This window comes from Aneurinibacillus sp. XH2 (genome assembly GCF_001439585.2).
GTDB lineage: Bacteria > Bacillota > Bacilli > Aneurinibacillales > Aneurinibacillaceae > Aneurinibacillus > Aneurinibacillus thermoaerophilus.
In genome coordinates this window covers 994863-1018006 of sequence record NZ_CP014140.1, presented here as the reverse complement: position 1 = coordinate 1018006, position 23144 = coordinate 994863, and the positions used below count along the sequence as shown (strand labels likewise).

Sequence of the window (23144 nt, the reverse complement as noted above, 5' to 3'; positions counted from 1 at the left end):
TCCTGTACCTCATGAACCGAGAGACACTTTCTCCAAATCTTTAACAAGCGGATGGCGTTTGAAATAGTGGCGCAGCACAAACACGGTCGCCAAACCGAGCAGTATATAAATCCCAACAAACAGAACAAATAAAAACCCGATATTGCCTGCCTGAGTAACGGAATCAGCAGTCAAAAGCGTCCGGTACAACACCCATGGCTGACGCCCGGTGCAGGCAAAAATCCAGCCACACTCAATTCCGATCATTGCCAACGGTCCCGTTACAATAAACAACCACATCAACCAGCGCGGAAACGTTTCCCGCCTCAGTAAATGACGCCAAACAAATCCAATGATAGATAGCGCAAGAAGCAGGCCACCGATGCCGACCATCGCGTTGAACAATATATGCACATAAAGTGGCGGCCAGTATTCGCGTGGAAAATCGTTTAATCCGGCTACTACCTCGTCAAACCGGTTGCCCGCAAGAAAACTGAGCAGCCCCGGAATCTCGATCGCATACTTGACACTTCTAGTGGCTTCATCCGTATAACCACCGATCGCCAACGGAGCATACGGCTGCGTTTCAAAAAGTCCTTCAGCGGCCGCAAGTTTCTCCGGCTGGTATTTGTGTAGCATTTGCGCCGAATCATGACCGTTCAGCGCCGTGCCAAGAGAAAACAAACCGCCAACGGTAAGAGCCATCATTAACGCTTTGCGGTGAAATAAAAATTCCTTACTTCCCCTGTTACTCTTCAACAATTTAAACGCTGCAATGGAAGCAATCGTAAATGCGCCGGTCATGTAAGCAGACAAAGTAACATGTCCCGCCGATACAAAAAAACTCGGGTTAAAAAATCCAACCCACGGATCCACATCAATCACTTCGCCGTTTTCCATCCTAAAACCGGCGGGCGTTCCCTGAAATGCATGCACATTTGTAATCAGGATCGCGGATGCTGCCGCACCAATCACTACGAATATCATGCTTAGAATGCGCATAGACGCGGACAACCGATCGGCCGCATACACATAAATGGACATGAACAACGCTTCCAACAAAAAAGCGAAAATCTCAATCTGAAACGGAAGAGCAACAACCTTCCCAACGACTTCCATAAAACCAGGCCACAGCAAGGAAAGCTGAACACCCGCAATGGTGCCGGAAGGAATAGCCACCCCGAGAAGCACCGCAAATCCTTTCGTCCAGCGTTGTGCCATAATGCCATAGTCTTTGTCTTTTTTCCACTGGCGCAAAACTTCTGCTGTTAAAATCATCAGCGGAAGCCCCACGCCAAGCGTAGCAAAAATAATATGAAATCCCATTGTCGTCCCAAACAACGCCCGGGCTAGTTGCAAATCATCCACCGTTTTCTGCTCCTCTCATCTGGAATGCTTTCCACTTTAGTATTGTTTTCCTACACGATAAATATTCTGCATGCATTCCCACCCTTTGTAAGCATACCTATCCAAAAACGCGCAAACATTATACATACCATTACATAAAACGGTGAGAGACATGAAAATTGTGAAGCTTTTCGTTAGCTTAATCGCCACATTGTTATGCTGCTGGGCCACTGTGTTTCCAGCAGCGCCAGCAATCTCGAAATCGACTGCTTCCCCTATTTACCATGTTGACACGAAGCGGAAACTCATTGCCCTTACGTTCGACGATGGCCCCCATCCTGTCTATACGGCTAAGTTGCTAAACATTCTTGACAAATATCATGCCAAAGCGACGTTTTTTGTCGTGGGCCAGCGCGCGAAATGGTATCCGCGTGTGATCAGGGACATTAATCGCAGAGGTCATGAAATCGGCAACCATACGTTTACCCACCCGCGTATGAAGAACATAACTACGGCCCGTTTACGTGATGAAATCCGCAAAACCGATCAAGTCATTTACTCGCTAATCGGGAAACACCCGCGCTTCTTTCGTCCACCCGGAGGAGAAGTAACATATACTGTGCTTCTCAGTTCGACAAAACAAAAACATCCGGTCGTCATCTGGTCATACCACCAAGATACGCGCGATTGGGCACATCCGGGGATCGACTACATAGTTAACAAAGTAACAAGTGGAGCCAAACCGGGAGATATTATTCTGTTTCACGACTCCGGTATCGACCAGACGCAAACATTGCTTGCAGTGGAGAAAATCCTTCCTATTCTTTCTAAAAAAGGGTATAAATTCGTAACACTTTCCCATCTTTTACAAGAAAAAGAAAGATAAAACTTTAAGTACTTATAATTACCAGCGATCCTCTTTTGATTTTTGTGTTATGATGTCGGGGTACAAAAAAGCCGAAACTTCTTTAAATAAAGAAGTGCAGGGGATACTCTTTTGGGGTGAATTGCTTATCAAGATACATGGATAAGCATAGGGTAAACTCCTGAACCCGAACCCGGCAACTAACCTTGTAGGCTATCAGGAGAGGAGAGTTTTTTGTATGAAAAAAAGTTTATTTACCGGTTTACTTACATTAACTGCATGCGTAAGCGCCACCAATATAGCCGCCGGTGCAGAGTACAAAGTAAAAAGAAATGATACGCTGTGGAACATTGAAAAGGCTCATCATCTACCTTTCACTTCGCTTCAGGCTGTCAACCCATCCGTTGATCCATTAAACTTGCAAATCGGTTCTACGATTCAATTACCGGACACCTATACAGCCATGGAAGGAGAAACTTTCTGGACCATCGCGAAGAAGCTAAACGTTCCTGTCCAAAAGCTGCAAGCCGCGAATCCAAACGTAGACCCGCAAAATATTCAAGGCGGCACCGTACTTGTGTTGCCAGAAAAGAAACAAGACGATAAAAAGGCACCAAAAAAGAAAGCGAACAAACCAGCGACCGCAATTGCAGCCAACAAAACTTCCGACAGTCCGTCGGTGAAAACGGCCTCTGGTAAAAAGTTTACCTATAAGCGCGTCATTTTTTCAAAAGCAACGGCTTATTCCGCTGCACCTGAAGAAAACGGCGGGTGGGAAGGTGTGGACTACTTCGGCAATAAGCTGAAGGTCGGTACCATCGCGGTCGATCCAGATGTGATTCCGCTTGGAAGCAAAGTGTACATTACAGGCTATTCCTTCCAGGGGCTTCCGAAAGGCGGTATGATCGCACACGCCACCGATATTGGCGGAGCTATTCAAAACAACCGCGTGGATATTTTCGTGCCAGGCTCACCAGAACATGTAAGTAAGTTTGGCGTTCAAAATATAAAAGTTTATGTTTTAAAATAAGAAACAAACCGCCGAAAAATTTTTTCCCATTTTTCGGCGGTTTGTTTTTATATGTTCGATTAATTTTTCACTGCATTCTCGTTTTTGCGGTAAAATTCATGAAACAACTTCAATAAAGCCCTCTTCTCAATCCGCGATACATATGAACGTGAAATGCCAAGCTCACGCGCGATCTCCCGCTGTGTCCGTTCCTCTTCGTTATCCAGCCCGAAGCGGCCAATAATAACTTCTTTTTCCCTATCATCGAGGATATGAATGTGCTGATAAATTTTGTTTTTTTCAATCTTTAGCTGTACCTTATCTTCGACTTCGTTCGCTTCTGTGCCAAGAATATCGATAAGGGATATTTCATTTAACCAAATATGTTGTATGTGTTGTGCGATCAGATCCATATTCGTGTGTGCATTCCCCGACAAAAAGTACTGGTTAACCCAACCTTTATCCGGTTCAGATGGATTCAATCTTTTTTCTCCACAATTATCCAAAAAATAAAATACGGAACCCCCTTTAAATACAACTTTATACGTTACAGACTTATCATTATCAATAAAAGTCGAACTGAAACAAAAAAACTGGCGTGACTATATTCAGCAGGACAATCCTATCGCGGCTGCACTGCTAAGCAAAATAAGGTACACTTCCAAAGAATGAGTAGAAGCCAAAAAAAGAATTTCTTCGCATGCTGGTGCAGACCCGGCTTGTATGACACTGTGATATGCTCCCCTTTAAGATGCAGAACTCCCAGTCAAAACGTTTAGTCCGGTATCCACCTCTAAACTACCTTTACTTCTTGAAAGTCGCACCCAATAATCCCATTCTTCTCTATTTCTTCCCTAAACTTTTCTGACACAAATACTGGTATCTCATCCCCTTTTAGTTTAATTATATGATTCCCAGCTACATTCTCTTTAGTCAACGCATATTTTTGTACCGAATATATTTTTTCTCCATCTAGTTCAAAAACACTATCCTTTGAATGTTCAAGACAAAGCGCGTCTACCACATTTATAATATTTGCCACAAAATAACCTTCCAGCGGCTCGTTCGTACACTTGTCTATGATTCTAACAGGGAAATACTGAATATTACCCTTTTCTAAACTGTCTAAAACCCTCTTCAATTTAGACGAAACGACAAACCACCCTAAATTATTCGCTAGGTAGTCTGTTTGCCGTTCCCCCTCGTTCGGGTCATAATAAAAAGTGATTCTTTCGTTCCAACTTTTGAAGAGTTTTCCCTCTTTAAGCTGGTATTGCTCTATCCCATAAGTTTCTTCACAATAACACATAATATCGTCATCCGGATGCCTACCTTGATGCGGAAGCAATTCTTTATTCCAAGCCTCATCCAAATCTAAGCCATACTTTTTCGTAATCGCTTCTATTTGCGGTGTATACTTCTTACTTTTATTAGTTGCATAATGATGTACTTGTTCAGGTTTAGCTTTTGGCGTCCCCTTAGGAAAGTCTAATAAACATGACTTTATAAAAAGAGTGGCAGTTCAGTAACTACCACTCATTATATCAACTTACTTTGCTGTTAGGTATGTCAGGCATGATATAAGCGGTTTTATTCTCCATCATGCCATAGATAATATTGACAAGTCTTCTCATAATGCAAATAAGCGCTTGTTGTTTGGTTTTACCTTCTGCTAGCTTTTTCTGATAATACTCGTAAAACACAGGATTTCGAGGAGTTTTACTACCTTTACAAATATGTATTTGTTGAACAGCCAAGTTATAAAAGATAGTGTATAATTCCCTGTTTCCTTTTTTGCTTTTCTGAATAGTTTCCTTGCCGCCCGAACCCATTCGGACAGGGGCTATTCCTGCGTATCTTGCAAGTTTATCGGAATTAGTGAAACGATGAATATCCCCGATTTCTGCAATGAAAGCGGATGCTGTCACCGTATCAATGCCTGGCATCGTTTCAAGCTGAAAGAAATCCTGAAAGAACGTGGCATTTCTCAACGTGAATTGGCCCGGCTCACAGGGCTGCGCCCAAGCACAGCACCATCAGCCATCTTTGTTCGGACAACGTAGACAGAGTTTATCTCTCCACATTGGAAAAAGTATGCAAAGTGCTAGACATCGACATCCAGGAGTTAATCGAGTTGGAGTAATCCTCTCGCTATAGTAATCGGTGGTAGTGAAGAAAAAGTTGCGAAAAAAATTTTTAAAACGTTGAGAAAACAAAGGTAAGGTTTTTGGAGATAAAAACGGTGGTAGCTGATGATTTTTCCATTGTTTATCGTTGATGAAAATCATAAAATAGGACATCTTTTCCAAATTCATTCTGTGCGTACAAGATAACTCAAAAAATTATCATTCAAGGAGTTCGGGAGTTATAGGTATAGATTGTCGGTCTAACGGTTTATTCGACACTATATGCCTATAAAAAGAGCCTCAAGGAATTTCTTGAGGCTCAAAGAATTTAATAAAGTATTTTTTCTAGCACCTTTTCCAAGTTAAGAGTATTATTGCTAAATTCGATTAACATTGTATCTTCATCATAAGCAGGTTCGTAACCTATTATCACTTTAGAAATATTATATTTGATTTTTAAATTCATTAAATAATTAACTAACTTTTTAAATCTCGATTTAACCTCACTCTTATCATCTACAAATATTTCGCTTTCAGGAAAATTGAAAACGATATCTCCGTATTCCTCATCAAAAGAAAAAACTATTACTACATTTTTCAGGGTTATTCCTAATTGCAATTGTTCTAGAACAATATTGCCCGTTCCTGTTGGTGATAATACCTCTTTCATGTTTTTTACTTGAGAAAATTCTATATCTTTTCCTAAGTTTAAATCATAAAAATGTGATGATTTAATGTTTAAGGTCGATAACTTAAGTTCTTCATGAATTAGAGTTTCAAGTTCTTCTTTCTTAAAATCCAATAATACAATCTCTAAGTTTTCCATTTCGGCTAACCCCTTTACTGATCAATAAATCCTTTAAATGTTCCGTCAAGATTTAAACGTACCCCACGTCCATCAGGAAGCTTTTTCTCAAGAAACTCTATCCCTCTAGAGTTTTTTACTCTTTTAAATCCTCCTGGTCCATTCAATATTTCTTGAAGATGTTTTAGTGCCATTTGATTTATCTGGTCAGGACCTCCTTTTACTTTCCCCCAAATATCAGGATTTCTGCCTGCATGTTTCTGTAAAGCATGACCTACTACAGTTTCTCCACCTTTTCTATGCGCAGTAGCTGTCTGTATTATTTTATTCTTATCAACCTTAATAAAATTACTAGTACCCTGAGTTGTAAACCAATATGTGTCATGATGTACGTACAGGGAAATCGCAGGAATATTATATAGGCATGATTTGGGTTATGCTTGTTGGTAGTGGAGAAAGCGACTCATTCGACACTGGGGGGTTGGCGATTCATTAACCGCCGCCAAAAGCAAAAGAAGACCACAATACAGACAGTTAACTCGTATTGTGGCATTCGGCATGCATTATATGTGGTATTAGTTGAATGATGAATTCATTCGACATTGGTATCGTCTAATCGTCAAACCTATTTTATTTTTTATGGAGAACTGTAATACTACACTGATTCAAAGTATGCGATTGTAGAATACTTAATGCATTTTGAGTAACAACTAAACTATTATTTTCAGAGAGACAAAAGTCTTCACCTGACCAAAAATGATATGTGTTATCTTCAGTAGTAACCTTTCCCAATGGAATTAACTGCTTAAACTCTGGTAATTCTGTGTCGGGCGAAGAATCCTCGAATTCTTCACTAGTCGTTATTAAACAATTGGTTAACTTGTAGCCAGTTAGATTTGCGGCAACTAATTCTTTTGCTAAAGAACTAGTAATTATAAAACAAGGTGTTGATTCTAATAGTTCATCACCTAACCATCCATAGAACTCATAGTGCAAAAACTTTACTTTATCAAAATCTCCATCTTCGTAAATCGTTTGTTCTCCATGCCCGCCAGCAACTTCAGGCTCTAGTAAATATAAATTCATAGCCTTACCTCCAAATCATTTTTTTACAGGTGGATTAAATAAATGCCCATACTCCTTATCAAGTTTCAACATGAAGTTAATTATGTCTTCTCTGGTTGGGTTTTTGTTATTCTTATAAAAGCTATTCCACTCTTTTCTAATTGTCGATAAATGAAGACTACTATTAATCTCCTTAGGGATTCCACGTAAATTCTCTAGAGCGTGTATTTCTTGCTCACTGAAAAGCCCTTTATATCTTTTTAATATTTGTTGCTCAATAGCGTGATGTACAATAACCTTCCCTTTTAATTCAGGATACTCGTTGAAAAAAGTCTTTCGATAATTTTTAAAATCTTTATTTAGATTGCTCGAAGCATTATCCGTCCCCTATGTTGTAAAGCTAGACTATTGAAAAGTAACGGTGGCTGCTAGATGTACCAGCAATACCACCAGTCAGCTTGCTTGTTTTTCTGCTTTTTCAGGAAGACGGAACGCTGTTTTGTTCTTCATCATGCCATAGATGATATTGACTAACCGCCGCATCACACATACCAATGCTTGCGTTGGCGTTTTTCCTTCTTCTTTTTTGCGGTTGAAGTATTCGTAAAATAATGGATTTCGTGGCTTTTTGCTCCCTTTTGAAACTTGTACTTGCTGGACAGCTAGGTTGTAAAACAAGCCATGCAATACCCTATTGCCCTGTCTGCTTTTTTGGTTCGTACCCTTACCGCCAGAACTGAAATTAACAGGTGCGATTCCTGCAAAACGTGCCAGTTTGTCTGCGCTGGCAAAGCGGTTAATGTCACCTATTTCTGCAACTAGAGAAGATGCCGTTACCAAATCAATTCCTGGCATGGTTTCCAGTTGGAAATCTAGTACCTTCATCATTCTACCTAGTTCTTCCTCCACATACGCAATTTCCTTCTTTTTGAACTGTATATCTCTTACGTGGCTCTGGATAAGAAAGTTGCGCTGTTCTTGGTACTTTCTTGTTGTATCGCCATCTGCCTGAACCAATGCCAATATTTCCTCCGCCTTCCTTGTGGAGCAGGCGTTATTGCTCGACTTCCGCAAAAATGCCGACAATGTTTCTGCCGATACACCTTCCAGCAAATGCGGGGCGGGGTACTTCTCCCAAAACGCCAGCGCACATTTTCCGTCTATATCGCTAAAAAACTTCTTGTAACTGGGGTAATGGTAACTGAGTTGGGTGTGCAATTGGTTTTTAAGGGAGATCAATGCCTTCACCAAGCCATTCCTTCTCGTCACCAGTTGACCAATCGTCCAGTATACGTCTTGCGGGTTTGCGTCGGGTAACATGTCCAGCTTGTTTAGCAGGATTTTTGCTACACACTCCGCATCCCAGCTATCGCTTTTCTGTGTGGTCGGGTAACTTTTGCGCTCGGCGTAGGAAAGAGCGGAGTTTACTTCCTTCACCTTCTGTTTGTTTTCCAGCAGGTACACCGCTAATGCCCTGCCGTACCCGCCTACATCTTCCAACCCATACACAGGGGTCATGCCTCGCTTCTTGAACTGCTTGACATACGTGGTCAGTTCATCAAAAGCGGCGGGCTTGTTCTCAAACGTAATTTCCCCCAGCTTCTCGTTCCAGCAATTGATTACCACAGCCGTATGTGTTTTCTTGTGCAGGTCAACTCCAATGTAAATATGCTTCTGTTTGTAGTGCATGCAAGGCATCACCTCTGTCTATGAAATACGTTGAATGTGGAAAAAATGTCGGCAACCTCAGCTCAAGCGTTAGTCAACAAGTGACCCGCAACGGGACGCCAGCCAGTCCATTTTCTCATCGTTCAACGTCTGTATCAGACATATATCAAAATGTTGTTGTTTTTTAAGTGCCGAGCAAAATTTTTTACTCTCCCGTACACCAACAGGAAACAATGATGCGTAGTATACGATATTTTCCAAAATCTGCACAACCCTGTATGTTTTCTGTCGTTTTCCTCTGGGGGAAGGTCGTATACTGTATATGCGAAATCGTTACACCAGTCGCTGTTGAATCTGCGGTTTATGCTGCCCCCAGCAATACCGCACAAGGTACTTCAACGAGCGATTCCCATTGTTCCCTTGCTAACTGGTTGAAATCTACGTGATACCGGGCGGCAAGGGTTTCTTTTACCGCTTTTCGAATACGACGATCATACATATCTACTCCATCCCTCAAGTTGCGAATCTGTTCTGCCCGTCTTTTAGGGAGTTCGCTCCAATCTGGTACCACTGCCGCAAAATATTGCTTGTTCTGCTCTGGTGGATGTCCGCTCACATCCGTCAACAGTATTTTCTTATCGGGCTTGTAGACAATCTCAATACGGCTCAACTCGTGGTCAAGCATGATCTTTTGCTTTTCCCATAGCTCCAGCTTTTTATCGTAAATGCGGCAGTATCCGTTTGTCTTGCGCTGACAAGGTAATCCGAAATACCTCGTTGTTCCTTCATGAGTCATTTTTCTCTTACCATGCATCGGGATCACCACCACATGTTCCAATGAGGTACGCACATCATACGCCACATCACAGCCAACAAAGTATATCCTGCTTGCCACCTTGCGTATCGGTTCCAGCAACTCATAAAAATGCAAGTAATGTTCGGGGCGCGTCTCTAGTCGCAAAGTATGCAAATGTCCCTTCGTCTCCCTAAAGTTCTTGTAAAATACATGTAGGTAGGCTTTCTTCTCTTTCCGTATATGCAACTCGTAGCAGTATTCGCCCCAATACACCGTTTCTTTCATTTGAAACCCGTTCATCGCCGCATCTCTTATCAATCCGTAATAAGCCCCAAGCGGCACATCCTTGTACTCCATGACAAATTTGTCGATAGATATAGTTGCCTTCATCACACGCTACACTCCCGTTCTCATACGCTTTTTTGGCTACTTGTGATTGTAAAATGTACACTTACTCGACTAATTAAGTAATTATCGGGCGCTGTCCGTTTCTGACTGTTGAACGCAAAAAAGCACTTGTCGCCCATTACAGACAATCAAGTGCTCTAAGAGTTGAAGTTTACCAAGTTAGCAGTATCCCCCTGAATCACAATTGAATACTGTATGGAGATTATGACACGTGCTTTGCTTGGGGTCAACAATAACGTTTAACCCTGTGAGATGGTTCGCTCTTGTTTGTATCTCCCATCATCGGTGTCATTTGTGGTAATCCTACATAAGAACGTCATCTCGCCCTGTTCTCGTTGGTCTGCTGTGGAGTATGCTCGTATCCTAGTCAAGTACACCTAATTCGCGGCGCATCTCAATCTCTAGTTCACGTAACCGCTTTTGCTTGGTAACCAGTTCCTCAAACCATTCTTTATCCTTCATGGCTAGAGCCATGTCAATCATTTCGTCGTAATCCTTAGAACACATCATCATTGGCTCTTTGAATTCGCTCATTTGTTCATCCTCCTATTTAGCTAACCTGCCTTGCCTTATTCCACAACTGGCGGCTAATGATACGAGGGAAAACGTCTTTCTGCCGAATGCCGTTCCTCTCCTTTAGCCCGTTGTACATATTAAAACCTGTATACGTCTCGTTGTTCAAAATGTTTTGTACCTGTACCACTGTCCATTGCTTACCCGTCTTCGTTGTGATGCCTGCTCGGTTCAACTTGCAAGCGATTTTGTATGGGTTATTCCCCTCTACATAGAGTTGAAAGATACTTTTCACCGTCTGCGCTTGTTGCTCGTCCAACAAGATCGTCCCATTCACTACCTGATAGCCGTATGGCACACCCCCACCTGCGTATTTATTCTCTCTAGCGGTGGCAATCCGTCCACTTTTCGTCCGTTCGTTGATAATCTTGCGTTCAAACTCTGCAAAAGAGCCGATCATTTGCAGGAACAGCATCCCTTGCGGGGTGGAAGTATCAAAGTTTTCCGACACGCTAATGAAAGCAATCCCTTTCGGTTCCAGTTCGTCCTCAATCAGTTCCAGCAGATTTTTCAGCCGTCTATGGATGCGGTCTGCCTTGAGGACAACGATACCGCTGATCTCGTTTTCCGTTTGCTCTATGTATTGCATCATATCTCGGTAGCCGCCACGTTCTTTCGTGCTTCCACTTTCCCCTTCGTCAATGAACATCTTTGCCAGTTCCCAGCCTTGGCTGATACAGTATGCTTCTATCTTCCTTACCTGCTCCGCTATGGATGTATTTCCAATCTGGCTATCTGAAGATATGCGGGCATACCCGACCACCTTCTTGATTGTCTCTTGAACCATTTCCAGTTCCTCCTATTTTTTGTTACAGTTTACGACCTGGGTAATACGAATCACAATTCCTTTTATCCTTCCTGCCATGCGCTAACCGTGATCGTGGTAAGCCAACTGTCATTTTATTATCGCGTATCCCCTGCGCGAACCACAAAAAAGGAAGCGAACAAAGCTGTCTGCCTTGTTTGCTTCCCGAATCATTTTTGATGCTTTTTTCTCGCCTGTTCTAGTATGACTGCCAGTTGGTCTAATGCTCCATCGCTTTCTGTTCCGTTCCTTTCCACCAGCCTGCTGTTTTCCCGAATAAGTGTTGCCTTGTTCATCTGTACTTTCGTGATCGCTTCCTCAATGGCTCGGATAGCAGCTTGATTCGGCTTGTCCTTTTCTTCTTCCTGCTTGATACGTTGCAACATGCGCCGGATGCGTATGTCGGACAGTTTGAACTCGTTTTCCACTTGGGTTGTCGGGTCGGTTGATACTCTTGCATACAGTTGCCGTTCTTCGTCTGTCAGCGTATCCAGCCAGATCGTTTCATACAGCCCATGTTTCAGCGCGTTTTTGTTGCCTTTTAGCTTGGAACGGTCTTTCGGCCCCGTTGATTTTCCACCATGCAATCTGCACCGTCCATTATGCAACGCCGCTTTCTGGCAAGGCTCGCCGCTTCTCGTCTTTGCTCCGCAGAGCTTTTTCTCCATCCTTTCACCCCTTACCTTATTTCATGAGGTTTGTTTCCCCGACCGGGGGAGGACTATACGCCCCCAGCTTTTATCTCATCATCCATTTCGGCTTGGTGTAACTCTCTTTGCCAGGTAGGCATGAAACTCGTCTTGCAATCCTACTCCAACGACAAAGTCGATATAGCATTCTAACAGGTTTAGGATTCTCGTATGGCTTTCGTTTGCCATGCTCAGTTCTTCCCATAAGAATTTCTCATGCTCCGTCATTTTTGTTATTCCTCCTGCGACCTTCGTATTTGGTTTGTATCGTGGTTTCGTTCCTTGTCGGGTAATATGTCCTTGCTTTGTTTGTTGATGCGGTTTGCACTATAAGAGCGTGGGGCTGTATGGGTTATTCCTTGGACTGCTTTGCCTTTCGCTCCCAGTACCTGCGCTCGTACTCTCTTTGCTTTTCTTTGTTTTCGGGTTTTTGCCGCCACTTCCGTCTGTATTCTCTTTCGTACTGGCGGCGTGCTTCTACTGCTTCGGGGCTTAGTTGCGCCATTCGTCTATCCCTCCAATTCTTCCAGCTTTGCCATTTGGGAAGCTATTAGCTTTTCCGTTTCCTGTATTCGTTCCTCTGCCCGCCGAATCATCGCCGCCGCTTCTTCCTTTGCTACGTCCAATTCCTTTTTCTGACGGGCTAACACACTTTCGTTATGCTGTACAGTCTCCCTTAATCCAGATGCTTCACGTTGTAGTTCTTCCAAACGGCGAATTGCTTCCAGTCTTGGGTGTCCGTCCTTTTCGTCTGCCAACTGGTAAAAGTATTCAGCCTGTTCGAGTAGTTTCCTTACTTCTGACGCTACCTTTGGGGCGATATTACCTGAACGTCTAAGTTCGTCCGCCTGTTGTCGTAACTCTCGTGCTTTCTGGCAGTATCCCCTTACTTCGTCTACGATTGCCTCATACTCTGCTTCTGCCTGTGCAATTAGACCTACCTTTTCCTGTACCTGCTTTGCCATTTTCCTTTTCCTCCTTTGATTTAGGGCATGCAAAAAAGGCTCATTCCTCCTTATCGTTAAAGTTGGAATAAGCCTTTGAAAGTTGGTCTAAGCGTGTTTGTCAAGTTTTTTAGTGTTTGGTTTATTGGTTGTATTGTACGATCTTGTTTTTAAGATGTAAACCCGTCTATATTTTCCCATCAGCGCGAACGTTCGTTTTTTCAGCACGGGTAACCGTTACCAATTAGCCCACATACTTCTCTATCTCATGTGGCTCAAGTACGATTATGGATTTAGTTCTACCTTCATCATCTACAAATTCGATTTCATATGCTTCATTCGGAACTGTATGCACTGAAACTACCACCCCGATATCACCCTTTTTTATCCCTTCATTTGGGTAATCATTTAATATCACGACAGTATCGAGTTCATCAAAACTCATTTAATCACCTACTTTACATATATTGTTGTCATCTCTGGTACATCTGAACCTGGTTTAATAATCCAACCTGTTCTGACTGTTGTTGTATTACCATTTGGACCTGTTATCTGCATATCCACAGTATACCTTTGTCCATATTGGTCTGCTTTCCCCAAGATAGCTTCACTCTGAGGTAACTTCTCTTGAACCTGCTTCATTAATTCATCGGCATTTGATTTATTGTATCCTAGAGCACTTTCAAACACTTTCGCTTTATTGCCCCCCACTGGATGTTCCGGATTTAGAGCGTAGTCTGTGAGTTTTCGAGGGTCTATCTTTGCATTCTCTAGGTTAGGTAAAGCATTTTGAACTTTACCCATCCCCTTAGTTGCATTCCCAGTGGATTGTTTCGGCTTCGGCGGTTGTAATGGCTGTTTCGCTTTATCCAATCTTTTTGTAATTTTAACCGTTTTATTGATGTTTTTGACAATCTTAAGCCTTCCCAAAAACAAATTTTCTAATGCTCCGCCTGCGGCTTTCACATCATCCATCGTCCATTTATTGTCTGTTAATGCGTCAAAATTCTCTTTTCCAACTAATTCCCTAGTTAAGGGTTTATAATTTGAAAGCGTAGCAAGCTCTTTGGCTCCGTGAGAAAAAGCAGGTTTGAACTCTCTTCCAAACTTCTTTAATCCAACTACCAGATCATCCATCATACTACGCTTTGGTGGAGGTGATGGGGAGACTGATTTTGGTTTTTGAATGGGTTTTGGCTTCTGCAACTTTTTAATAGCGGAATTTTGTTTCTTTATCACCTCAGCCTTCATGATCTTCTTTAATTTGTAAATCTGTTCAATGGGCAATAGGTTGGTTGCGAGTTTTCTAGCGGAAGTACATACCTTACCTAAGGTCTGAAAGGACTGAGTGAACCCTTTCCACAATTGTTTTGTAGCTTTTTCATAAGCTTTTATTTCTTTTAATTGCCTTCTTCCAGCCTTTGTTCTTTTTAATTTTTCCTCCTGCTTTTTCCTTCTCTTTTGATATTCTTTTTCCGCCCTGTTGAGTGATTTTTGAAAACTTTTTGAGTTCACAACACTTTTTCCGAGCCTATACATATCATATATATTTTTTAACGATCCAAACACTTCGTCTTCACTCTTTCTTTTTTTGAATCGGACGTAAAGGAAATGAGTTACATATAATGCATGCATCGCCCAATATATACATATATTAACAATTTAAAATATTTTCCACCTAATTCATAGACCTATTTTTACAAATTATAGGATTATGCATAATTGATTATATTTACCCTTTACCATTCAACGATTATAAGTTTTGCAACACCATCGTAGACAGTAAAAAACTAGCTGAGCCACATAATAGAACCATTACTATAACGCCTAATAATGCCCATTATGGCAAACAAACAACCATTAAAAACACCGTTTTGGTTCAAATTTGACCAAAAACTGTTAATGAGATTACGGTTGGCCAAGAACCGTACGGTGCAGCTCTGTCCCCTGACGGCAACCTGCTTTTCACCAGTAGCAAGCTGGACAATCGCATTGATTTGACACTCCCACGGCTAAAGCCGATGGGATTCTTCGGTAGTTAGCGTTCGCAGTCCATTTCTGTTTTGAACAACCCCGAAGTTTAGGGTGTGCCATCACCCCTCATAGGGCAGAACATATAGTTCCCTATGCTGATTGACTGTTACCATCAATCACAGGTGCATATCGAATATTCATTGCACCTACTACATCTCTGTGCTTTTCAAAGCCACATTCACATTTGTATTTACGGTCTTGTGCTTTATTCCTTACGGAACACTGAAGACACGTTTGGCTTGTATAAGCAGGATTCACATATTCAACTTTGATGCCAACCAATTTTGCTTTGTATTCGATGAATTGGGACAGGCGATAGAATGACCATGAGTGCAAGTTTTTCTCGTTTTTACGGCTTGTTCTTGCCGTCTGTCGGATGTTCGCAAGTCGTTCCAAGCGAATAATAGAAATCTTATTTTCTTTTGCAAAATCAACGATTGCACGACTAACTTTATGGTCTTGGTCTTTCATCCAACGCTGTTCTTTATCGTCTAACTTACGAATGGCATTGAGTTTTTTCTTTTTCCCTAATGCTTTACGAACGGAACGGAATTTTCGCTTCATGTACTTGTTTTGTCTACCATTACCAAAAAAGCGAACCTTTTCATCATCTGTCACAGCGACAGCAGGGACTTTTAATCCCAAATCAACACCCATCACTTTCAATCCTGTTCCTTTTTTATCGCTTGATTTTTGACCGCACTCGGCAAGTGAGCAAAAACATCCTTACTCGACTTCCTTGTGCTTTTCTTTTCCGCGACCATTTCAGATACAAGCGTATTGATAGTCGAAATATACTCTTGACTCATCTGCCGCAAAATAGAAGTCTGTTCTTTTGTTGGAAGTAGTTTGACTTTAACCGTCATTGTTTGTGACATTGTTTCACTCGATACATTTCCTGCGGTAGATACAAAATAGGAACGTGTCCATAAACTTGGCAAATGTTGAAGATGTGGAAATTCCTCCCTTAACTTTTTAGAAGTTACTCTTTTGATTTTTGCCATAATATCAGCAGGACTAAATGTTGGCAACACATTTAGAAACATATGTGTATGGTCTTTGTCGCATTCTAAAGCAACAATGATAATTTCCAATTCCTCACATATTTCCTGCACCAACTGTTTGAAACGTTCCTCTACATCAGCACGAAGGAATATTTTCCTTCTATATCGAGAACAAAAAACGAAATGATAATTGATTAAAGAGACTGTTGTGCGTGTTCTTCTGTATTCGTTCATATCCATTCGGAGAATCTGTAATCAACACTCTCGACAACCAAATTCGGCTTTTTTCTCGTTATCTATGCCACAACCACAGTTAAAAACCTCCCGGACTTTCCCGGAAGGTTTCTGACTGTTCCCCATCCCTATATGGTATGCAAGAATATAGGAATAGGGCTGGTTTTATGAAGAAATTTATTGCAGACGCCCTGTTCTGCCGCTTAATTGTTGCTCTGCCATTTGTACAAGACGCTTCGTAATCTCCCCACCTACAGAACCGTTTTGACGTGATGTTGTATCCGGCCCCAATACCACACCAAATTCAGCAGCGATTTCATATTTCATTTGATCTAAAGCTACGCGTGCTTGTGGAGCCAGTAATTGATTGGTGTTACGTGATTCTTGTTGTTGGTTTTGTTGCATACGTGGCATAATCTTCATTCCTCCTATGTAGATGATTTTGGTACTTGATATTCTTACAATTCCGCATAGGAAGTAATTTATACATAGGATAGGTTGGTAATTTTATCCGTAGAAAATAATTTTAGAAATGTAAAAACGCCTGATTACAGGCTGTTACTTTCGCGAATTAATGGCGTTTTTTTATTAAGGATGCCGTCTATCCTTCAATGATCTGCTTTTTTCCGTCGTCCCCCACTTTATAAATACCATCACGCAGGTATAAACGATACAAACGACTCTCCTCATCATAGGAGGCAGCGTGTTCCCACGCCTCTTCAAGTGAACTTCCTTTCAGCATCCGGTAGAAAAAGTGCATGAGAAATAGCGCTGTCGTTTCTCCGGTGACATCCTCGTCAGCCGCGATGTACGCCTGAATCTCTCCTTTCATAAACGCCTCCCCCGCTTCTTTAACACCGGCCGAGCAGGCGGTATTAATCACCACCGTACCAGGAAGGCGAATCGCTTCGGCGATGACGGGGGGACGCATGACTCCGTCCTGCAAACTGGATACGTCAATTTCTTCTATGTATTCTCCAAAAATAAGGCCGCCCTTGTCGCCGTGGGCACTGATGATCAGATACGGGGGAGCGCTTTCGTTCTGGCTGATAACTTGTAAAAAATCATCCGGCGTGCCGATGGCGTGCAAAAGCGTCACGACGTCAAGTTGTTCAAGCAAAGTACGAATATAATTGGCTTCCGCTCCGTCGCCGATCGCAGCAATGGCCACTGGAAGCTTTTTAGCATAAAAACGGGTATCTACAGGATTCCACATATCTTTTCCTCCTCTTGACAATAAATTTCTGGATTCACAAACCTAATACGCCAAAACGGTCTAAACGTTTCATAAATCTCCTGACAACCCATCTCTCTTTTCTAAATGGCAGCTTTGTAAAACCCAGTTTTTCATACAAGCATATGGGATATCCGACAGGCAATTCTCCATTTGATAGCGTCGAAGAGGCTTCTCGGCAAATTCACTAAAGGCGATTAGAGTAACTCTCCCGAAGTATTTCAGCAATTTCGTCAACAGTGGTTCCTGGCATTTTGGCATGGTCAGCCAACATTTTAGCAGCGGACGGTAATCTCTTTTTATCTGGCCATGTTTCAGGTCCCCAAAGCTTAGAACGTAAAATAGCTTTGGCACAATGAACAAAACATTCTTCCACTTCAACACCTATACCAACAAGAGGACTACGCCCATTGACTTCCATCTGTTTAAGTAATTTTTCATCTTTTACTAAACAGGCCTTCCCGTTAATCCTAAGTGTCTCTCCTAATCCTGGTATCAAAAAGAGAAGACCTACTTGAGGATTAGATAAAATATTACGCATGGAATCCACTCTGCGATTGCCTGGACGTTCGGGAATAACTAAATGTTTCTCATCAAGTACGAATACAAATCCTGGTACATCTCCTCTAGGAGAGACATCACATAGCCCTGAATGATCGGCTGTTGCTAAGAGTAAAAAAGGAGATTGAGCTATAAAATTTCGGCAATGAACATCCAGATGGAAAATGACCTTTCGATTCACAAGGTCGCCTGGATACCCAATAAGCGAACGAAGTTCTTCCTCAGTTGAAATCCTTTCTCCGAACACACTTATTTTATTCATCAGTCCTTAAACACCACCGAGTTTTTATTCATTTCATGTATATGTTTTTATAATTTATAATAAATTGAGCTATTCGTTTGTGTTTTATTAGACTACTACCCGCTCCATCAGCCTACCATGTCTCTGCCGCATGCGGAATTGAGTTTTTACTGATAAAACCGTCTGCCATACAAACACCTCAGAAAAAGAGGGCCGCAAGCACAACCCTCTCATATCTTTAATTTAAAACAACAAACTCAATCATTTCCCAGTCTTCCGAGTCTTCGCTTTCATAATCTTCATATGTCACTTCAATCTTTTTATTCAATAACGCCTGTTGTAAGGCTTTCGTTAGTGCCTTATTCTCCTTGTCCATATAAAACATACAAAGATACCAAAACGCACCCTCTTCATCTTCATCCGTTTCGATGCAATATGACTTTACTTCTGGGTCATAGTATACCTGCTTAATCACGGTTTTCTCAGTCTGTACCTGCGCGGACGCAACACCAGGCAGTAAAAGAAATACAAGCAAAAAGGCTAACCATAATCTTTTCATTTTATATCCTCCCCCGTCATTTGTTATGATTTTACTATAAATTTCATAAAATGTCAGGACTTTTACACATCTTCCTCTTCTCCAAAAGTCATCTCATAATGATGAACCCTTTCGTGAACTTCCTATACATCGGTAACTTTTATCTACCAATTATATACTGCCTAATGTATAATTCCAGTAGAGATTTGCTAATCGCTCAGCGGAGATTTTAATAAAAAGGAGACACTGATATGGAAAACGAGTTCTTTGTAGGTTGGGGCACACTCGCCTTAATCAATGCCGGATTAGCCCAAGGCAAAAATAGAACAGGATTAAATTGGTTCATACTCTCCCTACTTTTAGGCCCTGTAGCTACTCTCATTCTCTTATTCGTTGAAAAGAGATAGTTCCCTACCGCTTTTTCAGTGAGCCCCAGCTATTTTATCCCACTCTCTTCCCCATACTCCTTAGCAGCCTATCCCGCCATACCTTCTACATTCCGTCTCTCCAGAACTTTTGGCATGAGAGCCCGCGACATTTTTCGCTTTTCGATCTCCGCTATACCTATCACCGCACAGCTCATTGAGATATCAAAGATCAATTTTGTGATATACTATATGTATGAAAAAATCTACCATAAAACATGCTCGAACCTGTGTCTACAATGTTAATTATCACATCGTTTGGTCTGTAAAATACCGAAGAAAAGTACTCACTTCCGAGATAGAAGGCTACTTGAAAGACCTTTTTCAAGAAATCGCACAGGAAAAAGAGTTTGAAGTCGTCATGATGGAAGTCGGCGAACAAGACCACATTCACGTTTTTGCTTCTGCTCATCCAAAGATCCCCCCCCCTCGTATATTGTGAAAATGCTGAAAGGAATTTCTGCCCGTAAACTGTTTTTGAAATTTCCACAACTGAAAAAAAGATTATGGGGCGGTCATCTTTGGAACAGTAGCTTTTACATCGAAACCATTGGTTCGATCTCAGAAGATGTAATTCGCAATTATATCGAAAATCAGAAAAAAGGAGATTCGTAATGCTACGAACGTATAAGTTTCGTATTGAGCCAACCAAAGAACAGCGAGAAAGAATAAACGAAACGCTCATGTATTGCCGATGGCTCTATAACGCCTTGCTTGAACAGCGAATTACGGCGTATAAAAAGTGTGGTGTATCCCTGACGTTCTATTCCCAAAAGAAAGAGTTACCTGCGCTGAAAAAGGTGTGTGAAGAGTATAAGGACGTTCATTCGCAAGTCTTACAAAACGTAGTCGAACGTCTGGATAAAGCGTATCAAGCCTTTTTCAGACGGTTGAAGCGTGGCGAAAAAGCAGGATTTCCTCGCTTCAAAGGGATGAATCGCTATCACAGTTTCACGTATCCGCAATCAGGATTTTCACTCGAAGGAAAATACATCACGCTGTCCAAAGTTGGAACCGTTCGAATCAAACTACATCGTCAAGTGCAAGGTATAATCAAAACGTGCACAGTCATCGCTAAAAATGGACGATATTATGTTTGTTTGTCCTGTGAAATGGAAACAAAAACGCAATCAACAGGGAAAAAGATCGGTGTAGATTTGGGCTTACAGCATCTGGCGATCACATCGGATGGTGATTTTTATCATGTCCCCAAGTATTTGCGTAAAAGCGAGCGACAACTCAAAAAGTTACAGCGTATCGTATCAAGGCGAAAGAAAGGGTCAAACCGCCGTAAAAAGGCTGTGGTACTCCTCGCCAAGAAGCATGAGTACATTGCGAATCAGCGCAGAAATAATGCTCATCAGATTTCGCGTCAATTGGTCAATCGCTATGATTTGATCGCCTTTGAAGACTTGAAAATCACAAACATGGTGAAAAATCATCATCTTGCAAAGAGTATTGCAGACGCAGGGTGGAATCAACTTGTGCAGTTCACCACTTACAAGGCTGAAAGTGCTGGTAAGCGTGTTGTTCTGGTTGATCCACGAAACACAAGTCAACAATGCTCAAGCTGTGATGAAATCGTAAAGAAAACATTGGCTGTACGGACACATCGTTGCCCTTCTTGTGGATTTGAATGTGACCGTGATGTAAATGCCGCCAAAAACATTCTCAAACGGGCAGTACAACAACTACAAAACGTGTCGTAAGACACGCTAGGCTAGGAACTAGCCTTCGTGGAGAGTGCGACAATAGTCGGCTCGATGAAGCGAGAAGCTCTCCAATTTATTGGAGAGAGGTTCACTTGCGTTAGTCCAACGACTTCTCGTGCTTCTTTAAGGCGTTCTCCAATCACCATCGTTCCTGTAAATGTTTTGTCAAGGCTATGCTTGTCTTATAGCGGCTCCTTTTCAAGAGCCGTCTTGCTTTTGGAATTGCAAACACTTTGCGATTGCAGGGTTTACACGGGACCAAAACTCTTTTGCTGGAATTCGGCACAAATATACCCGGATATTTGTATTTCCTTGTTTCCCTTCATAATCTGGCTTACGCTCCTGTTTTTGTTCATCCATCTCTGCATCCCCCGGTACATCTATATGCGAATGGACAGAGCGGACAACATTGGAAGTTTTCAAACATAAAAGAAAACACGATTCATTTAGAACAGCTTAACCGCTTTAAACTTTAAAAAAATGATTGTAATCCATTAAGCATAAAATGATAGCAGTATCAAAAGAAGGGAGGAAAAGGCATGCGTGAATTTCCGAAAGACCTAAATCACGTTGCTATGTACCTGCGTAAGTCTCGCGCCGACATTGAAGCTGAAATGCGGGGCGAAGTCGAAACCCTTAGCAAACATAAGAAAGCTTTACTAGAACTGGCGTACAAAAACCGATATAATGTCGTCAAAATATATGAAGAAATTGTGTCTGGCGAACGTATCGCTGACCGACCTGAAGTCATCAAATTACTTACCGAGGTCGAAGATGGTGTATATGATGCCGTCTTATGCATGGACATCGACCGATTAGGCCGTGGTGACATGCGCGATCAAGGCACAATCATTGCCGCATTTAAAGAATCAAAAACGCTTATCATTACACCACAGAAAAGCTATGACCTGGAAGACGAATTCGATGAGGAATATTCCGAGTTTGAAGCGTTTATAGCACGCCGGGAGCTTAAGATTATTAACAAGCGTCTCCAACGTGGCCGTTTGGCTTCTGTAAAAGAAGGAAAATACATCGGTACAAAACCACCATATGGATATGATCGTGGCAAAGATTTAATTCTCATACCGAATGAGAAAGAAGCTGAAATCGTACGACTCATCTTTCACTGGTATGTCAACGAAAAGATAGGAACATGCCGTATTTCTCGCCGATTAAATGAGATGAAAATTCTTTCTCCAGCCGGTAAACAATGGTCACCATACTCCGTTGCTGCTATTTTAAAAAATGAAGTCTACATCGGCCGCATGCAGTGGCGAAAAACATATCGAAACAAAAAGAAAGGGAGCGGCTATATACGTCCTCGCGAAGAATGGGTCGATGTTGAAGGAAAGCATAAACCACTGGTGTCAAAGGAAATGTTTCAGCAAGCCCAGCGCAATCTGCAAAATAAAACTGTTGTACCAAACCGTACAGGCTTAAAAATTACCAATCCCCTCGCTGGCTTAGTCCGCTGCGGCTTTTGCGGTGCTGCAATGGTAAAGCGCCCATATGTGCATCAAGCACCACACATAAGATGCAGTAACGTAAACTGTCGCAACAAAGGTACACGTTTTGAATATGTCGAGCGTGCCGTTCTAAATGAGCTAGAAAAGTGGCTGAAAGAATATGTGGTAAACATGGAACAGGTAGAAAAAGAAGTGTCTGTTTCGACAGAAGTGCTACCTGCTATTTCCGAAACGGTTATACAAGAGTTAGAAAAGCAGTTGATCGAATTGGAGAAGCAAAAGAATAATCTGCACGATCTATTAGAGCTTGGGATTTATGATGTGGATACTTACTTGGAAAGGAATCAAAACATTATGGCACGCATTGTCGACACGAAAGAGGCACTAAAAAATGCGAAAGAAGAAATGGCTCGCATACATGAACAGGAGGCTACTAAAGAAAACCTGTTACCGTGTATACGGCACATTATCGAAGCGTATCACAGGACAGACGATATCGAAAAGAAAAATGACTTGTTAAAACAGATCATCAAAAAAGTAATATATACCAAAGAAAAGCATCAGCGAGGCGATAACTTCAGTTTGGAAATTTTCATTTTCCTGCCGAAGTAATTCG

Annotated in this window: 26 protein-coding genes, 6 pseudogenes and 1 riboswitch; of the genes and pseudogenes, 8 read left to right on the top strand and 24 right to left on the bottom strand. The window is 41.8% G+C overall.

Annotated features, from left to right (window positions below; translation table 11 throughout):
• Positions 1 to 9: 9 nt before the first annotated feature.
• Positions 10 to 1347, bottom strand: coding sequence for a cytochrome ubiquinol oxidase subunit I (locus ACH33_RS04945; protein ID WP_057898001.1), 1338 nt, complete (start codon positions 1345 to 1347; stop codon positions 10 to 12).
• A gap of 151 nt (positions 1348 to 1498) precedes the next feature.
• Between ACH33_RS04945 and ACH33_RS04940 the strand changes: the two genes are divergently transcribed.
• Together ACH33_RS04940 and ACH33_RS04935 are read left to right on the top strand one after the other, a co-directional pair.
• Complete coding sequence (locus ACH33_RS04940) at positions 1499 to 2212, top strand: polysaccharide deacetylase family protein (RefSeq protein ID WP_057898000.1); 714 nt, start codon at positions 1499 to 1501, stop codon at positions 2210 to 2212.
• A 59-nt stretch (positions 2213 to 2271) separates the two neighbouring features.
• A riboswitch (cyclic di-AMP (ydaO/yuaA leader) is annotated at positions 2272 to 2421 on the top strand.
• Between the two features lie 8 nt (positions 2422 to 2429).
• Positions 2430 to 3221 (top strand): LysM peptidoglycan-binding domain-containing protein, encoded by a 792-nt coding sequence (locus tag ACH33_RS04935; protein ID WP_057897999.1) that lies wholly within the window; start codon positions 2430 to 2432, stop codon positions 3219 to 3221.
• Positions 3222 to 3280: 59 nt separating this feature from the next.
• On the opposite strand, the pseudogene ACH33_RS04930 reads toward ACH33_RS04935, so the two are convergent.
• Positions 3281 to 3574, bottom strand: a pseudogene (locus ACH33_RS04930) (sigma-70 family RNA polymerase sigma factor); the annotation flags it as partial.
• A gap of 199 nt (positions 3575 to 3773) precedes the next feature.
• Between ACH33_RS04930 and ACH33_RS20030 the strand changes: the two are divergent.
• Positions 3774 to 3869: pseudogene (locus tag ACH33_RS20030) on the top strand (DUF4351 domain-containing protein); the annotation flags it as partial.
• Between the two features lie 124 nt (positions 3870 to 3993).
• Here the strand turns inward: ACH33_RS20030 and ACH33_RS04925 are convergent.
• Together ACH33_RS04925 and ACH33_RS04920 are read right to left on the bottom strand one after the other, a co-directional pair.
• Positions 3994 to 4707, bottom strand: a complete 714-nt coding sequence (locus ACH33_RS04925; RefSeq protein ID WP_082705899.1) for an AHH domain-containing protein — start codon at positions 4705 to 4707, stop codon at positions 3994 to 3996.
• Between the two features lie 37 nt (positions 4708 to 4744).
• Positions 4745 to 5161: pseudogene (locus ACH33_RS04920) on the bottom strand (transposase); the annotation flags it as partial.
• Between ACH33_RS04920 and ACH33_RS18570 the strand changes: the two are divergent.
• Positions 5132 to 5343: pseudogene (locus ACH33_RS18570) on the top strand (helix-turn-helix domain-containing protein). The pseudogenes ACH33_RS04920 and ACH33_RS18570 overlap by 30 nt on opposite strands.
• Positions 5344 to 5654: 311 nt before the next feature.
• Here ACH33_RS18570 and ACH33_RS04915 read toward each other — a convergent pair.
• The 19 genes and pseudogenes from ACH33_RS04915 to ACH33_RS04845 all read right to left on the bottom strand — a co-directional run bounded on the left by ACH33_RS04915 (position 5655) and on the right by ACH33_RS04845 (position 18946).
• On the bottom strand, positions 5655 to 6152 hold the full coding sequence (locus ACH33_RS04915) for a hypothetical protein (protein ID WP_057900483.1): 498 nt from the start codon (positions 6150 to 6152) through the stop codon (positions 5655 to 5657).
• 14 nt (positions 6153 to 6166) lie between these two features.
• Positions 6167 to 6325 carry a hypothetical protein gene (locus ACH33_RS19810; RefSeq protein WP_175493630.1) on the bottom strand — a complete coding sequence of 53 codons (159 nt, stop codon included), beginning with the start codon at positions 6323 to 6325 and terminating at the stop codon, positions 6167 to 6169.
• A 436-nt stretch (positions 6326 to 6761) separates the two neighbouring features.
• On the bottom strand, positions 6762 to 7217 hold the full coding sequence (locus ACH33_RS04910; RefSeq protein WP_057900482.1) for a hypothetical protein: 456 nt from the start codon (positions 7215 to 7217) through the stop codon (positions 6762 to 6764).
• Positions 7218 to 7649: 432 nt separating this feature from the next.
• Complete coding sequence (locus ACH33_RS04905; RefSeq protein WP_057900023.1) at positions 7650 to 8885, bottom strand: IS110 family RNA-guided transposase; 1236 nt, start codon at positions 8883 to 8885, stop codon at positions 7650 to 7652.
• A 340-nt stretch (positions 8886 to 9225) separates the two neighbouring features.
• Positions 9226 to 10050: a hypothetical protein gene (locus ACH33_RS04900; RefSeq protein ID WP_057900481.1), complete on the bottom strand. Its 825-nt coding sequence runs from the start codon at positions 10048 to 10050 to the stop codon at positions 9226 to 9228.
• Positions 10051 to 10431: 381 nt separating this feature from the next.
• The gene (locus ACH33_RS18565; protein WP_082705898.1) at positions 10432 to 10602 is read right to left on the bottom strand and encodes an IDEAL domain-containing protein; all 171 of its coding nucleotides are present in this window, start codon (positions 10600 to 10602) and stop codon (positions 10432 to 10434) included.
• A gap of 16 nt (positions 10603 to 10618) precedes the next feature.
• Positions 10619 to 11428, bottom strand: a complete 810-nt coding sequence (locus tag ACH33_RS04895) for a recombinase family protein (protein WP_057900480.1) — start codon at positions 11426 to 11428, stop codon at positions 10619 to 10621.
• 188 nt (positions 11429 to 11616) lie between these two features.
• A complete protein-coding gene (locus tag ACH33_RS04890; protein WP_057900479.1) occupies positions 11617 to 12114 on the bottom strand; it encodes an HGGxSTG domain-containing protein in 498 nt (165 codons plus the stop codon).
• 78 nt (positions 12115 to 12192) lie between these two features.
• A complete protein-coding gene (locus ACH33_RS19090) occupies positions 12193 to 12363 on the bottom strand; it encodes a hypothetical protein (RefSeq protein WP_156424000.1) in 171 nt (56 codons plus the stop codon).
• A gap of 124 nt (positions 12364 to 12487) precedes the next feature.
• Positions 12488 to 12640, bottom strand: coding sequence for a hypothetical protein (locus ACH33_RS19805; RefSeq protein WP_175493629.1), 153 nt, complete (start codon positions 12638 to 12640; stop codon positions 12488 to 12490).
• Between the two features lie 4 nt (positions 12641 to 12644).
• On the bottom strand, positions 12645 to 13100 hold the full coding sequence (locus ACH33_RS04885; RefSeq protein ID WP_057900478.1) for a hypothetical protein: 456 nt from the start codon (positions 13098 to 13100) through the stop codon (positions 12645 to 12647).
• Between the two features lie 223 nt (positions 13101 to 13323).
• Positions 13324 to 13524 (bottom strand): DUF4926 domain-containing protein, encoded by a 201-nt coding sequence (locus ACH33_RS04880; RefSeq protein WP_057900477.1) that lies wholly within the window; start codon positions 13522 to 13524, stop codon positions 13324 to 13326.
• Between the two features lie 8 nt (positions 13525 to 13532).
• Entirely contained in the window at positions 13533 to 14648 is a 1116-nt protein-coding gene (locus ACH33_RS19800) for a DUF6883 domain-containing protein (RefSeq protein WP_204244855.1), read from the bottom strand.
• A 555-nt stretch (positions 14649 to 15203) separates the two neighbouring features.
• Complete coding sequence (locus tag ACH33_RS04870) at positions 15204 to 15770, bottom strand: RNA-guided endonuclease TnpB family protein (RefSeq protein ID WP_236782011.1); 567 nt, start codon at positions 15768 to 15770, stop codon at positions 15204 to 15206.
• Positions 15771 to 15982: 212 nt separating this feature from the next.
• A pseudogene (gene tnpA, locus ACH33_RS19645) lies at positions 15983 to 16351 on the bottom strand (IS200/IS605 family transposase); the annotation flags it as partial.
• 177 nt (positions 16352 to 16528) lie between these two features.
• Complete coding sequence (locus ACH33_RS04860; RefSeq protein ID WP_057900486.1) at positions 16529 to 16756, bottom strand: alpha/beta-type small acid-soluble spore protein; 228 nt, start codon at positions 16754 to 16756, stop codon at positions 16529 to 16531.
• A gap of 196 nt (positions 16757 to 16952) precedes the next feature.
• A complete protein-coding gene (locus ACH33_RS04855) occupies positions 16953 to 17567 on the bottom strand; it encodes a CHAT domain-containing protein (RefSeq protein ID WP_057900476.1) in 615 nt (204 codons plus the stop codon).
• 205 nt (positions 17568 to 17772) lie between these two features.
• Entirely contained in the window at positions 17773 to 18408 is a 636-nt protein-coding gene (locus ACH33_RS04850) for a pyridoxamine 5'-phosphate oxidase family protein (protein WP_057900475.1), read from the bottom strand.
• A 217-nt stretch (positions 18409 to 18625) separates the two neighbouring features.
• The gene (locus ACH33_RS04845; protein ID WP_057900474.1) at positions 18626 to 18946 is read right to left on the bottom strand and encodes a hypothetical protein; all 321 of its coding nucleotides are present in this window, start codon (positions 18944 to 18946) and stop codon (positions 18626 to 18628) included.
• A 230-nt stretch (positions 18947 to 19176) separates the two neighbouring features.
• Here ACH33_RS04845 and ACH33_RS19795 point away from each other — a divergent pair, with 230 nt between their 5' ends.
• From ACH33_RS19795 to ACH33_RS04835, 3 genes and pseudogenes are all read left to right on the top strand, one after another.
• Positions 19177 to 19332, top strand: a complete 156-nt coding sequence (locus tag ACH33_RS19795; RefSeq protein ID WP_175493690.1) for a hypothetical protein — start codon at positions 19177 to 19179, stop codon at positions 19330 to 19332.
• Between the two features lie 214 nt (positions 19333 to 19546).
• Positions 19547 to 19965, top strand: a pseudogene (gene tnpA / locus ACH33_RS04840) (IS200/IS605 family transposase).
• Positions 19965 to 21059, top strand: coding sequence for an RNA-guided endonuclease InsQ/TnpB family protein (locus ACH33_RS04835; RefSeq protein ID WP_057900473.1), 1095 nt, complete (start codon positions 19965 to 19967; stop codon positions 21057 to 21059). Before tnpA (ACH33_RS04840) ends, ACH33_RS04835 begins: the two are co-directional and overlap by 1 nt.
• A 201-nt stretch (positions 21060 to 21260) precedes the next feature.
• On the opposite strand, the gene ACH33_RS19085 is transcribed toward ACH33_RS04835, so the two are convergent.
• Positions 21261 to 21422: a hypothetical protein gene (locus ACH33_RS19085; RefSeq protein WP_156423999.1), complete on the bottom strand. Its 162-nt coding sequence runs from the start codon at positions 21420 to 21422 to the stop codon at positions 21261 to 21263.
• A 179-nt stretch (positions 21423 to 21601) separates the two neighbouring features.
• Between ACH33_RS19085 and ACH33_RS04830 the strand changes: the two genes are divergently transcribed.
• Positions 21602 to 23140 (top strand): recombinase family protein, encoded by a 1539-nt coding sequence (locus ACH33_RS04830; protein WP_057900472.1) that lies wholly within the window; start codon positions 21602 to 21604, stop codon positions 23138 to 23140.
• Positions 23141 to 23144: the final 4 nt, after the last annotated feature.